Origin of the sequence: Streptomyces sp. NPDC002580, assembly GCF_042889485.1 — a bacterium.
GTDB lineage: Bacteria > Actinomycetota > Actinomycetes > Streptomycetales > Streptomycetaceae > Streptomyces.
In genome coordinates, this window is the sequence record NZ_JBIAQZ010000004.1 from 621,491 (window position 1) to 633,558 (window position 12,068).

12 protein-coding genes are annotated in these 12,068 nt (G+C 73.2%); 2 read left to right on the forward strand and 10 right to left on the reverse strand.

The window, feature by feature from the left end; translation table 11 throughout:
* Positions 1 to 19: 19 nt before the first annotated feature.
* From ACFYW7_RS16745 to ACFYW7_RS16760, 4 genes are all read right to left on the reverse strand, one after another.
* Positions 20 to 499: a DUF6099 family protein gene (locus tag ACFYW7_RS16745; protein ID WP_389502663.1), complete on the reverse strand. Its 480-nt coding sequence runs from the start codon at positions 497 to 499 to the stop codon at positions 20 to 22.
* A gap of 192 nt (positions 500 to 691) precedes the next feature.
* Positions 692 to 1,024, reverse strand: a complete 333-nt coding sequence (locus tag ACFYW7_RS16750) for a nucleotide pyrophosphohydrolase (RefSeq protein WP_389502665.1) — start codon at positions 1,022 to 1,024, stop codon at positions 692 to 694.
* The gene (locus ACFYW7_RS16755) at positions 1,021 to 2,214 is read right to left on the reverse strand and encodes an AAA family ATPase (RefSeq protein WP_389502667.1); all 1,194 of its coding nucleotides are present in this window, start codon (positions 2,212 to 2,214) and stop codon (positions 1,021 to 1,023) included. Before ACFYW7_RS16755 ends, ACFYW7_RS16750 begins: the two co-directional genes overlap by 4 nt.
* Before the next feature lie 116 nt (positions 2,215 to 2,330).
* On the reverse strand, positions 2,331 to 2,720 hold the full coding sequence (locus ACFYW7_RS16760; protein ID WP_389502669.1) for a cell division protein SepF: 390 nt from the start codon (positions 2,718 to 2,720) through the stop codon (positions 2,331 to 2,333).
* A 175-nt stretch (positions 2,721 to 2,895) separates the two neighbouring features.
* On the opposite strand from ACFYW7_RS16760, the gene ACFYW7_RS16765 reads away from it, so the two are divergent.
* Both ACFYW7_RS16765 and ACFYW7_RS16770 read left to right on the forward strand, forming a co-directional pair.
* Positions 2,896 to 3,315 (forward strand): molybdopterin-binding protein, encoded by a 420-nt coding sequence (locus ACFYW7_RS16765; protein ID WP_389502671.1) that lies wholly within the window; start codon positions 2,896 to 2,898, stop codon positions 3,313 to 3,315.
* 222 nt (positions 3,316 to 3,537) lie between these two features.
* Positions 3,538 to 4,335: an SDR family NAD(P)-dependent oxidoreductase gene (locus tag ACFYW7_RS16770; RefSeq protein ID WP_389502673.1), complete on the forward strand. Its 798-nt coding sequence runs from the start codon at positions 3,538 to 3,540 to the stop codon at positions 4,333 to 4,335.
* A gap of 36 nt (positions 4,336 to 4,371) precedes the next feature.
* Here ACFYW7_RS16770 and ACFYW7_RS16775 read toward each other — a convergent pair whose 3' ends face one another.
* The 6 genes from ACFYW7_RS16775 to ACFYW7_RS16800 all read right to left on the reverse strand — a co-directional run bounded on the left by ACFYW7_RS16775 (position 4,372) and on the right by ACFYW7_RS16800 (position 11,866).
* Positions 4,372 to 5,634, reverse strand: a complete 1,263-nt coding sequence (locus ACFYW7_RS16775) for a VWA-like domain-containing protein (protein ID WP_389502675.1) — start codon at positions 5,632 to 5,634, stop codon at positions 4,372 to 4,374.
* Entirely contained in the window at positions 5,631 to 6,971 is a 1,341-nt protein-coding gene (locus ACFYW7_RS16780) for an AAA family ATPase (RefSeq protein WP_389502678.1), read from the reverse strand. The genes ACFYW7_RS16775 and ACFYW7_RS16780 overlap by 4 nt, the downstream gene beginning before the upstream one ends.
* 275 nt (positions 6,972 to 7,246) lie before the next feature.
* Entirely contained in the window at positions 7,247 to 8,701 is a 1,455-nt protein-coding gene (locus ACFYW7_RS16785; protein ID WP_389502679.1) for a hypothetical protein, read from the reverse strand.
* 237 nt (positions 8,702 to 8,938) lie between these two features.
* On the reverse strand, positions 8,939 to 10,261 hold the full coding sequence (locus ACFYW7_RS16790) for a hypothetical protein (protein ID WP_389502681.1): 1,323 nt from the start codon (positions 10,259 to 10,261) through the stop codon (positions 8,939 to 8,941).
* Between the two features lie 215 nt (positions 10,262 to 10,476).
* Complete coding sequence (locus ACFYW7_RS16795; protein ID WP_389502683.1) at positions 10,477 to 11,010, reverse strand: hypothetical protein; 534 nt, start codon at positions 11,008 to 11,010, stop codon at positions 10,477 to 10,479.
* 370 nt (positions 11,011 to 11,380) lie between these two features.
* Positions 11,381 to 11,866, reverse strand: coding sequence for a DUF2867 domain-containing protein (locus ACFYW7_RS16800; protein WP_389502685.1), 486 nt, complete (start codon positions 11,864 to 11,866; stop codon positions 11,381 to 11,383).
* Positions 11,867 to 12,068 lie beyond the last annotated feature (202 nt).

Genomic DNA, 12,068 nt, shown 5'->3' on the forward strand with positions numbered 1-12,068 from the left:
CCCTCGTCCCTCCCCCTCCCTACCCCGGCGCCGGATCCCGCTCGACCAACCGCTTCTCGTCTCGTACCGCCAGGCGTCTCAGCATCTCCAGGACGCGGTCCCGGGACTCGTCCGCCGCGTCGATCGCCTCCATGCACTGCCAGTAGGTCCCCTCGTCGTCGGCCGCGCAGGCGGTGCCGACCAGGGCGATCCCGACCTCGCCCAGCAGGCCGCCGAGGCAGAGCAGGGATTCACGCGCGTCGCCCAACTCGGTGAGCTGGGCGGCGCGTAACGCGTCGAGCCCCTGGGCGGAGGTGCCGAGGACTCCGCAGCCACGGCCCGCCAGTTCGGTCAGACCGAGGGCCTCGCCCCGGAGTTCGGGAGGTCCGGAGACGGCCAGCCGACTGCCGATCGCCTGGGCCAGGGAATGCGCCTGCCACGCCTCCGCCATGACCTCCGGGGCGTCGCCGCTCTCGGCCAGGGCACGTCTGCTCGCCACGATGAGCCGCACCGCTTCCATGCGCTGCCCCCGTCTGTCCGACGCGCTCTCGCACGTCCGCCCGAACTCCCTTGTTCACTACCCAGAGTGAAGTCCCTTGAGACGAAAAGCCAGAGGAAGACCGAAATCTGTGGACACAGAATTACATCGGGACAACTCATCGACTCCGTAGAGTGACGGGTTCCGATTTCGCGGCGCGCGGTGGTCCCGCCGTCAGGGGTTCTTCGGTGCCGGGAACCTCCGCTCGTTCCGGTCGATCTTCGCGTCGAGGGCGGCGAGCGGGTCGATCCCCAGCACTTCGCAGAACTGGAGCAGATACGCGAGGACGTCCGCGACCTCGTCCGTGACCCGGTGCGCGGTGTCCGTGTCGTCCATGACGCGGGCCGACTCCTCCGGTGTCAACCACTGGAAGATCTCGACGAGTTCGGAGGCCTCCACGCTCAGCGCGGCGACCAGGTTCTTGGGGGTGTGGTACGGCTGCCAGTTCCGCACGGCCGCGAACTCGGCCAGTCTGCGCTGCAGCGTCGCTACGTCCAGTTCACTCACGGCGTCAGGTCTACCACCGTGGCTCCGGCCGTCCCGTAGGCGTGGGCCCCGTCGCCGACGGTACCCACCAGCCGGATGTGTCCGCGCTCGCACATCCGCGCCGCGAGCCGCACGAGCTCTCCGGCCTGCCGGGCGTCCAGCCCACGGTCGAAGCCGTCGGCCAGGACCGTCAGCGACTGGAACGCGGCCGGGACCTCGCCCGCCGGATCCACGTCGAGGACGCCGGGCCCGGTGAGCAGGACCAGGACCAGCGCGAGGTACCGCAACTCGCCGTCCCCCAGCAGCCCGAGCGGCGTACGGACGCCGTCACCGCGGTCGAGGAGCGCCCGGACGGTGCCGTCGCCCAGCACCTCGGCCAGCACGTCCGTGACCGGGCCCGCGCAGCCGGCGCGGGCCGCGCCGACCAGATGCGCGTAGCGGTGGCCGCACTCCGACCGCGTACGCCACAGCACTTCGGCGAGATTGCCGCAGCCGCGCGACAGCCGGCCGGAGCCGAGCGGGGCGGGGGCCCGCATGGAGTCCGGGCTCGGGTCGCAGACGTACACGGAACGCAGCGCGAGCACCATCTGCTCGGCCGCCGCGAGGACTTGGCACTCACCGGAGGTGCGGCCCGCGACGCGCAGGGGCAGCAGCGCGGTGCCGAGGCGGTCGTCGGGGAGTGGGACCCGGGTCACCGCGGAGGCGCCTCCGGTGTGCCAGGCCGCCTGGACGAAGGGGCGGCCCGGGTCGCGCAGCGCCGTTTCCAGCAGGGTCCGCCCGCCCGCCGACAACCGCTCGCCCACGATGCGCAGTTCGGGTTCGGCCTGGACGGCGACATCGAGCCGGACCGGGCCTTCGGGGCCGTCCACCGTACAGCCGATGCGGAAGCCGCGGCGGTGCTGCGCGTCGGGCCGGGACCGCTCGGGCACGCAGGTGACGGGGTCCGGGAACACCTCCCCGAGTTCGGCTCCGGCGCTGAGCCGCGCGAGCGCCTCGTACGCCCGCAGGACAGCCGTTTTTCCGCTGCCGCTGGGGCCGGTGACCAGGGTGAGCGGTCCGAGCGGGAACCGGACACGGCGATGGGCGGCGAAGGCGGCGAGCCGCAGCTCGGTGACGCCCGGACGGCCAAGAGGGGCCTCCGCGGCCGTGCGGGTTTCCGGAGTCGGGGCAGCGTCCGGAGTCGTGGGGGCTTCCGGCGAGGACAGGGTCATATGCGGACCGTAGGCCTCCACCGCGGGGCGGACCGTCGAACCAGGGGGACCTTCCTACGATCGGGGGACGGACCGCGCCGCCCCTGACAAGAACTCCCCGGACGGCCCGCCCGGACTCAGGGTCCGGGGACGCCCACGCCCTCCATCAGCCCGCGCACCTCGGTCCCGGGCGGTGTCAGCAGGAACACGTTCCGGTCGACCCGGTGCATGCCGCTCGCCAGGCCGAAGACCACGCCCGTACTGAAGTCCAGGACCCGCTTGGCGACATCGGTCTCCGCGCCGGTCAGGTCGAGGAGGACGGGGATGCCGGACATCAGCGTCTCGGCGACGTCGCGGGCGTCCGCGAACACGTTGACCCGCAGGACCACGAAGCGGCGCCGCGTCTCCGTCTCCGCCTCGGGGATCGACCGGTGGCGGACCGCCGAGGGCCAGGCGTCCCGGCCGCGCAACGGAACGACCTGGGCGAGCCCTTCCCACTGTTCATCGGTGACGTCGTGGCCGCTCATCGATCCACCCCGTCCTGGCTCGCACTCGTTGTCTGCACCGGGCAATTCTTACGCATGGTCACCCGTTCGGCTCAACAGCGACACGGGCCGCCCCGCGGACGGTGGACCGAGGCGTACGGCAAGCTACGCGTAACCACCCATATCCATCACGCCCCACAGCGAGCGAGACCTCCCCATGAGCCTGAGCATCCGCAACCAACTCCCCGGCACCGTCACATCCGTCACCCCCGGTGAGGTGATGGCGACGGTGAAGGTCCGTCTGGACACCGGCCAGGAGATCACCGCGGCCGTCACCCTGGAGGCCGTACAGGAACTCGGCCTGACGTCCGGGTCCGCCGTGCGAGCCCTGATCAAGTCGACGGAGGTGTCCCTGGCGACCGCTCCCGTCACCGGGCTGAGCATCCGCAACCAGTTGCCGGGCACGGTCACCGACGTGGCCTCCGGAGGTGCCATGGCCCGGGTCAAGATCCAGGTCGCGGGCGGCGAGCTGACCTCCGCGATCACCAGGGACGCCGTCACCGCACTGGGTCTCGCGGCGGGCTCCGAGGTCGTCGCGCTCATCAAGTCCACCGAGGTGTCGTTGTCGAACGCCTGACCTGCCGGTGGGACGACGGGCGCCGACGGCGCGCGGCCGTCCGTGTGCGGTCCGGGGGACGGCCGCGCACCGCGGATCCGCGCGCGCACCTGTTCGGCGGGGACGGACCCGTGCTGGAATACCCCATCGCCGCCCGGTCGTACGAGGACGTGCGCACCCCCGGAACCCCGCCGGGGTCGGCGAAGCCCTGAAGGTCACCATCGCCGCTTCCCTGGGACTGTGATGTCGGAGACGTCGGACTTCTCGCGCCGGACGGACTACTCGAGCAGGAAGGGTGTCGCGCTCGTCGCCGGCGGAACCGGTGGCATCGGCACCGAGATCGTCCGGATGCTGGCCGAACGGGGCAGCGACGTGGCGTTCACGTACCGCTCCCGTGGGGACGCGGCGGACTCGCTGGCCTCGGAGGTCCGGCGGAGTGGGCGCCAGGTCCGTGCGGTACGGCTCGACTTGAGCGAGGAGCGCGCCGTCGCCACCACCGTGAGCGAGACGGCCGCGGCGTTCGGCGGCCTGCACACCCTCGTGTACGCGGCTGGCCCGCATGTGCCGATGGTGCATCTGAGCAAGGTCACACCGAGCCGGTACCGGGCCCAGCTCGACGCGGACGCGGGGGCGTTCTTCAATCTCGTGCACCCCGCGCTTCCCCTGCTCCGGGAGAGCCGGGGAAGCGTCGTGGCCGTCACCACCGTGGCCACCCGTCGGTTCCCCGTCCGCGACGGACTCTCCTCGGGCACCAAGGGAGCGGTCGAGGCGGTGGCGCGCGCCCTGGCCGCCGAGGAGGGCCGCTACGGCGTCCGGGTGAACTGCGTCGGGCCCGGCATGCTGACCGACGGCATCGCCGCCCGTCTGATCGATTCCGGCGAACTCGACGACGCGGCCCTGGAGATCGCCCGCCGGAACATCCCGCTGCGCCGCTTCGGCAGCGCGAGGGACATCGCCGAGGCCGTCGCCTTCCTGGCCTCGGACCGCGCGGGATTCATCACCGGACAGGCGCTGGGTGTGGACGGGGGATACAGCGTGTGAGGTTCGGCCCTGCCGCCGGACCGGTCCCCGGGCGGCTCACCGGCCCCCTGGGGCCGCCGGTCCGATCTCGACCACGCGGGCCCACCCGGGCGGTGCGTCCGGCACGTAGTCGGGGTCGTTCTCGTCCCATGAACTGTCCGTCCCCTGACGGGAGAAGAGGCCGACCACCGTCCGGCACGGCGGTCGGGCGTCCGGCCAGGGGGTCTGGCCGTCGGTGAGGACCACGACGACATCGGGACGCGGCTGCGCCCGCAGGGCCGCGGCGAATCCCGAGCGCAGATCGGTACCGCCGCCGCCCGTCAGCCGAATGCCCTCGGCACGGCACAGCGGGTGGGCGATCCGGGCCGCCGAGTCGCACGACACCACGCTGATCAGATCGCGACGGCCGCCCACGGCACGGGAGATGGCGGAGACCTCCAGCAGTGCGCTGCCCAACTCCGCGTCGCTGACGGACCCGGAGGTGTCGATGACCACCGAGACCCGGGGCGGTCTGCGACGCAGGCTCGGCAGGACGACGCCGGGCAGGCAGGCCGCCCGCCGTGACGGCCGTCCGTACGTGTAGTCCTCCCCCACGCCGGGTCCCGAGGCCGCCGAGCGGACCGCGGCCCCCAGCAACTCCCGCCACGGCTGCGGCGGATGGAAGGCCTCCTCCGCCCACCGCCGCCAGCCCCGAGGGCTCTTCCCGGGGCGGGCCTTGATGCCCTGCGCCACCCGGAACCGGACCGCGTCGCGTTCCTGCGCGCTGAGGCCGTGCGCGCCGTCCGGCCCGAGGTCCCACTCCCGTTCGCGTCCGTCGGCGCCGCTGCCGCAGTCCAGCCAGGCCAGGTCCTGCGTCCGCGGCCCGAGCCGGAACCGGGTGAGGTACTCCTCCATGAGTTCGCCCCGGGGCAGGTGCAGCGACTCCGGCGTGACGGCGCCCGCGGGCCGGGCGAGCCCGTCGCCGAACGCGTCGTCGTTGATCTCGCAGTCCGCGGCGATGTTCATCCGCAACCGCTCCCCCGGGCCGCTGAGTCCGCGCTCGCGGGCGACCCGTTCGCTGCGGCCGTGGTGGTCGCGCAGCAGGTGCGACACCTCGTGCACCCAGACGCCTGCCAGGTCCTCGACGGAGGCGCTGTCCACGAACCCCGGCGAGACGTAGCAGCGCCAGTGCCGGTCCACGGCCATCGTCGGCACCCACCGCGACTCGACGGTGTGCAGGGCGAAGAGCGCCGTCGCCAGGTAGGGCCGGGCCCGTGCGGCGTACAGACGGGCCGCGAAGAGCTTTTCGAGGTCCAGGCCCCCCGGTGCGGCCGCCGTCATCGTGCCGCCTTCGCGGCGAGCGGGGAGCGGACCGCCGCGTCGTCCGCCCGCCGGGACAGGGTCACCGCTCCGGCCAGCCGCTCGATGGAGGCCGGCACGTCCCAGTCCTCCCGTCGCAGCGTCGCGAGCGTGGTCGCCGGAACGACGACCAGGTCGGGGGCGCCGGTGTCCAGCGCCCTGACCAGCAGGGCCCAGGCCGCGTCCCAGCGGGCCTTCTCGGGACGTCCGCGGACGGCGGCCACGACACCGTCCAGGACCGCCTGGCGCAGATCCCCCCGCTCGGGCAGGACGGCCCCGGCCGGGTCGGCGAGCAGCGTCTCGGGATCGGGCAGGTCCATCCGGTCCAGACTCGCCAGCAGTTCCAGTCCCGGACCGTCCCCCACCGTGCCGCGCACCAGCAGGGAGAGCACTTCCCGTGAGGAGTCGGCGGCCGTCGCGAAGGCCACCAGACGCAGCGTCGTCTCCCAGCTCCGGGGGGAGGGCCAGGCGCCGCCCCGGCGGGTCTCGCCACTGGGCAGCCGGTGCACGAGTCCGGGGCGGGCTGCGAGGAGACCGCACACCGCGCGGCGGGCGAAGTCCACGGCCTCCGGCAGTTTCCGCGCGTCGAGCCGTGGCAGGGTGGCGCGCGGCCAGGTGCCCCCGAGGCCGCGGACGACGACCTCGTGATCGTGGACCCACTGGAGGTGGACGAACCGGTTGGCGAGCGGCGGGCTCAGTTCCCAGCCGTCGGCCGCGGAGGAGCGCGGGTTCGCGGCCGCCACGATCCGCACGCCGGGCGGCAGTCGGAGGGTGCCGATCCGCCGCTCCAGGACGAGCCGGAGCAACGCGGCCTGAACGGCCGGGGGCGCGGTGGACAGTTCGTCCAGGAACAGCAGTCCCCGGCCCGCGCGTACGAGTCGTACCGCCCAGTCCGGCGGGGCCATGGGAACGCCCTGTTCGGCGGGATCGTCACCGAGGACGGGCAAGCCGGAGAAGTCGGACGGCTCGTGGACACTGGCGATCACCGTGGTCAGGGGCAGGTCCAGGGTCTCGGCGAGCTGGGTCAGGGCCGCGGTCTTGCCGATCCCCGGCTCGCCCCACAGCAGGACGGGCAGGTCGGCCGCGACGGCGAGGGTCAGGGCCTCCAGCTGACTGTCGGGGCGCGCCTCGGTGTCGGTGTCGCGGAGCAGGGTCAACAGCGCGTCGGCGACGTCTAGTTGGTCGGCTTCGGTCGGGTCGGCGGAGATGCCGGTCGCGGTGTCTGCACCGGCGACGGCCGCGGACTTGGTCTCCGTTTCGGTCTCCTTTTCGGACTCGGTCCGGGGCTCGGTCTCGGCGGACGGGGTCAACGTGGGCATGGGTGATCACCTTTGGGTTCGTGGTGGCCGCGTGTGCTGGGACAGGAGAGCCCCGAGAGCGGCCAACCGGCTTTTAGAGCAAGGTTTTTGGGCGCCGCGGATCACTGGACCTGAGGAACAGCGGGTCAGCCGGGCAACCGGGTCGGTGGATCAGTCGGCCTGTCGGTCGGTCGGCGGATCAGCCGGGTCGGCGGGTCGGCGGGTCGGCCGCTCAAGCCATCAGGCGTCAGGCGTCAGGCGTCAGGCGTCAGGCGGTCAGGCGGTCAGGCGACGGTTCAGCGGGGCGTCGTGTGGCGTGGGTGGGAGCGGTGGCTCCGGGGACGTTCTGGCCCTTGGAGGCCGCGACCCGGTACGGCACCGGTCAGGCCCGCTCTGAAGAGTCCGTACGCGAGGCGCCGCCGCGCCGCCGCCCGGAGTTCGTCCTGCAGGGCGCCGCTCCGCAGTACCGCGTCGGGGCCCAGGAGCCCCTCGACGACGGCCAGCGCACCGGTGGTGTCGCCGTGGTGCAGGCGTTCGCGGACACCGCTGAGGCAGTGCGGCCGGCGGTGCGCCTCGTCGATGGCCCGAAGGCAGGGAAGCGGCGTCCCGGTCAGTGCGACCAGCAGCTCCTCCCGGCGGATCTCGGCCGGATCGTGGTCGAGCGGCGCGAGGACACCGTCGACCAGACCGATCCGGTGCCGGGCTCCCCGGCACTCCACGAAGCGCGGCTGCCCCGCCGGATCCGGAGTCCGGGCGGACGCGGCCGGTACGTGGTCCGGCACCAGTGCCGAGGCCACCAGCGGATGCAGCCGCCCGGCCTCGATCGCTCCGGCACGGAGCAGTTCCAGGTCGGGCAGGACCCAGGTCGCGGCGTCGGGCAGGACCGGCAGCGCGGAGACGCCGCCGCCGTCGGGCGCCCGCGTGATCCGTGGGACGGTCGCCTCGAGGCCCGCCGGGTCGGCCGCCAGGTCCAGGAGCAGCCGCTGCCGGGACCCGATCCGCACGGCGACGGTGCCGGTCGTACGCCCCTCGTCACGGAGCAGGATCCCGGCCTCGGCCGCCCACCGGTCGACGGCGCAGCCGAGGTCCCGGGGCACGAGGCCCGAGGGATCCAGGTCCGAGGGATCCAGGTCCGTGGGATCCAGGCCCGAGGGACCGGTGTCGTCCGGCGGACGGTCGGCCCCGGACCTGAACCGCAGCTCATCGGTCCTGCGCGCGTCCCACAGGTGACGGTGCAGATCGAGGCGGTACCGCCGGCTGGGCCGAGGATGGGGATGCCCACGGGCGCCGGGGTCGACGGACGTACCGGAGCGGGCTCCGCCGTGGGGTCCGGCCCACAGGGCGAGGCTGACCCGCTGGCCGCCGTCCGCCCAGGCGGGCGGGGTGCGGACCACGAGGTGCACCGGGTGTCCGCCGTCCCGCCCGGCGTCGCCGTAGCGGGCCAGGGTGAGGGTGAGGCCGGGACGCAGCAGTCCGTCGGGGGCGACCCTGGGCAGGTGCCAGCGCAGCAGGTCGGGAGCCAGGTGGCGTAGATCGGCCCGGATCCGGGCCACGAGTTCGCGACCGTACGCGCGGGCCGACGAGCGCAGATCGAGGTCGACGTCGAATCCCGCGGCGGCGCAGGCCCCGGCCCAGTCCCCGCGACGGCGGCGGGCGGTCGCGGTCTCGATCATGGTGGGCGGCACGGCGTAGTCCCGCACGCGCGGCCAGAAGGCGAGGAGGGAGTCCTCGTACGCGGTTCGAGTGAGCATCAGCACTCACCTTGCGCGGACGGGTCCCCCGATCTGTTTTCGGAGGGAGTCATCATCGCGGGGAGCATAGCCCGCCGTTGGCGATCTGTCAGGTGTGTTCCGGTCGCGCGGCGGCGGTCGTGCGACCGGCCCGGCCGCGTGGTCGTGGGCCGGGCCGGACGCTCGTCCGCGGGTGGGGCCGGAGCCGTCCGGGCGGCGGCTTCCGGCCACCGCCCGGGCCCGACCCCCGGCCGTCTCTCAGGCCGGACTCTTGGCCATCGGTCCGGCGGCCGGGCCGTCGGGAGCGTCGGTCAGGTGGGGGGTGCCGTCGTCGTCGAGGAACTCGACCACGGCCAGGGCCAGCAGGGCCAGCACGGCGATCCAGACGGTCACGGCGGCCGTGGGGTAGCTCCAGGTCAGCAGGATGACGGCGGCGACCGCGACCACGGTCCAGTTCAGCCAGGTCTTGGCCCGGTGCACCCACGCCCCGACCGCTCCCAGCTCGAACCCGGTCGCGTGGCGCACGGCGCCGATACCGCCGGTCCAGGCCGCCAGGACCCGCGAGGCCGCCCGGCCGCTGCCGGTGAGCCAGGCCGCAAGGGCCACGATGATGCCGAGGGTGATCACCATGCGTACGGTCGTCCGCAGGTAGCGCACCAGGGTGTCGAAGACCGCCCCCGCGGCGGGCTGGGAGACGTTCGACGGCAGGCCGTCGAGATAGATCTCCCGGAAGATCCAGAGCGCGATGCCGAGGACCGCGGCACCCGCGGCCACGGCGAGCGCCGCCGTGACGAGGGCACGGCGTCTGCGGACGGCGAGCAGCACACCGCCGGCCGCCAGCAGGAGGGTCAGGACCGGAAGCCAGAACCCGACGAGTTCGAGCAGGCGGTAGAGCTTCTTGGTCTTGCCGATGGAGTCGGAGGTCATCACCGTGAAGTCGGTGTGCACCTCGGGGATCTTCGCGGCGACACCGAGTCCCCGGTCGACGAGGGACTGCTTGACCTGTTCGATGACGGGGGCGAGGTCGATGACGACGGCGTCGTTGGTGAGCTTCACCGCGCCGCCGCCCTTACCCGTCAGCGCCTTGTCGACGGCGGCGTGGGCTCTCCTGTTCAGCTCGGTCCACAGGGTCGCGAAGGCGTCGCTGCTGACGAACTTCAGCGTCACGCTGTGCACGAAGTCGGTGAGACCACTGGTGATGGGACCGCTCAGCGGCCCCAGTGCCTTGGTCAGCGCGGGCCGGTCGGCGGGGGCGACCGAGGAGAGCAGCGTCTCGATGTCGATACGCTTCATCACCTCGCCGGTCACCCGGTTCGCGACGGCGTTCTGCACATCCGGGTCGGAGGCGAGCGGCTTCATCGTGGCCACGTACCGGTCGGTGTCCCCGACCAGGTCGCTCGTCCAGGCCGACACGGCGCTCAGCGGAGTGAGCACCGCCGCGACGAGAATCAGCAGGACCGCGAAGAACGAGCGGACGCGGTGGTGCTCGGCCCTGGGCCGCCGCTGCTCCAACTCGGCGACCCTGGCGCGCAGTTCGGCGATCTCCCGCGCGTCACCGCCGCCCGCTCCGTCGCCGCTCACGACGCTTCCAGGTCGCTGGTCGTTCCCGAGGTGCCGCGGGCCGGACGGGCCGCCGGCCCGAGAGTCTGTCGCGCGAACCGTCGACCGGTCCGCCTCCAGTCGGTCACGTCATCCATGGCGCGTCTCGTTCCGCTCGGTCCGGTGCGTGGGGTTCGACGGCATGCGGCAGCCCTTTCTCGGCGGCGCCCGCTCGGCGACGGGTCGGAAGGGGTACGTCAGCGCGGTTGCCGGGCCTCGGGCCGGTAGGAGGCGAGCGCCCAGATCACGAACACGTCGATGGCGATCACGAGGATCGCCCAGATCGGCGCGTACGGCAGGAACATGAACTGGAAGATCATGTTCAGCGAGGCGATCAGGATGCCGGTGAGGCGGGCCCACCCGGCGCCCCTGAGGATTCCCCAGCCGACGACGGCGGAGATCACGCCGAGCATCAGCAGGATCCAGCCCCAGCCGGTGAGGTTGATGCGGTAGATGTAGTCGTTCACACGCGCGTAGACATCGTCCTTGGCGATCGCGGAGATGCCCTGGAGGAAGTGGAGGCAGCCGTTCACCACCATCAGGACGCCCGCGAAGGTGACCCCACCGGAGGCCCAGCCGCTGCTGCCCGAGGGCGGCGGGCCGAGACCCCCCGCGGCGGGCGCGGCACCGGACCACTGGTCTCCCCACAACGGCATGTCGCCGCCGCTCGGCTGGGCTCCCGTGCCGCCGCCGGGCGGAGGACTCGGAGGCTGCGAAGAGTCCTGGCTCATGCTCGACCACCTCGATGCGCTGTCGGCCGCTGGCCGTCCCCGAGCCGGAAGCATCGGGGAGTTCGAGCGTCCGCCCACCTCCCGCCACCCGCCACGGGGGTTGAACCGATCGGGTGACGGCCGGCGCCGCCCCGTACGACCGCCCGGAACCGTCGGCGAACGGGCCGGCGAGCCCCGCCCACCCCACCGAGCGGATCACGTACGCGTACCAGCGCCCCGCCCGATGGCGTGAGCCGCTCGTCGTGCGTGTCGTCGGCGGGTGGGAGGCGGACCGTGTCGGCCGGCGCCCGAGCTCCCCTGCCCGACCAGCAGCCGAACGCCCCCGGGGGATCCGTTCAGCCAGGAGCGCGTCCCCGAGGGGTCCGGCCGGCTAGGAGCGGGCGCGGGCCACGACCCTCGGGATGATGAGGTTGTGGAACGGCTGGATGGCCTTGAAGTACAGGTACCCGGCGCGCCGGTGGAAGCGCACCACCGTGGTGCAGACGCCCTCCAGGCCCCCGGCCCCCTCTCGGACGGCGAAGGAGGTGCGGAAGTCCAGGTGCTTGTCGTCGTCGCCGGCGAGCACCTCGTCGTCCGAGACCGCCAGGACGTGGAAGGGGCCCAGCCGCGCTCCGGGTTCGACCCGGATCTCATCGGGGGCGACGCGTTTCTGTACGTGCAGCCCGAACGGCGACATCACCTTGTCCCGCACGGTCAGCAGCCCGTGCACCCATTCCGGTGTCCCCACCAGTACGGTCCGGGCGAAGTCGGCGGCACTGGTCCCCGGGGCCAGGTCCACCGCGACCGCGTCCACGTGATCGCAGCCCCCGAGGCTCGCCACCGCCGCGTCCACGACGGGCGCCACGCCCTTGCGCACGCGCGTTCCTGTCCTGTGCCCCATGGTTCGTCCCCGTCCCTCGTAGACATGGCCGCGGCCACCGCGCACGGCCACGACGCGGTTGCGACCGTATCGCTCGTCCCTTGTTCAGTCCTTGATCTCGCAGATGGGGGCTCCGGAGGTGACGGAGGCGCCGACCTCGGCGCTGAGGCCCTTGACGGTGCCCGAGCGGTGCGCGTTC

Bases quoted from the DNA above. Each gene is read 5' to 3' on its own strand.
- ACFYW7_RS16755 (WP_389502667.1), bottom strand. From the start codon at position 2,214: ATGACCCTGTCCTCGCCGGAAGCCCCCACGACTCCGGACGCTGCCCCG.
- ACFYW7_RS16765 (WP_389502671.1), top strand. From the start codon at position 2,896: ATGAGCCTGAGCATCCGCAACCAACTCCCCGGCACCGTCACATCCGTC.
- ACFYW7_RS16760 (WP_389502669.1), bottom strand. From the start codon at position 2,720: ATGAGCGGCCACGACGTCACCGATGAACAGTGGGAAGGGCTCGCCCAG.
- ACFYW7_RS16770 (WP_389502673.1), top strand. From the start codon at position 3,538: ATGTCGGAGACGTCGGACTTCTCGCGCCGGACGGACTACTCGAGCAGG.
- ACFYW7_RS16775 (WP_389502675.1), bottom strand. From the start codon at position 5,634: ATGACGGCGGCCGCACCGGGGGGCCTGGACCTCGAAAAGCTCTTCGCG.
- ACFYW7_RS16785 (WP_389502679.1), bottom strand. From the start codon at position 8,701: ATGCTCACTCGAACCGCGTACGAGGACTCCCTCCTCGCCTTCTGGCCG.
- ACFYW7_RS16795 (WP_389502683.1), bottom strand. From the start codon at position 11,010: ATGAGCCAGGACTCTTCGCAGCCTCCGAGTCCTCCGCCCGGCGGCGGC.
- ACFYW7_RS16745 (WP_389502663.1), bottom strand. From the start codon at position 499: ATGGAAGCGGTGCGGCTCATCGTGGCGAGCAGACGTGCCCTGGCCGAG.
- ACFYW7_RS16780 (WP_389502678.1), bottom strand. From the start codon at position 6,971: ATGCCCACGTTGACCCCGTCCGCCGAGACCGAGCCCCGGACCGAGTCC.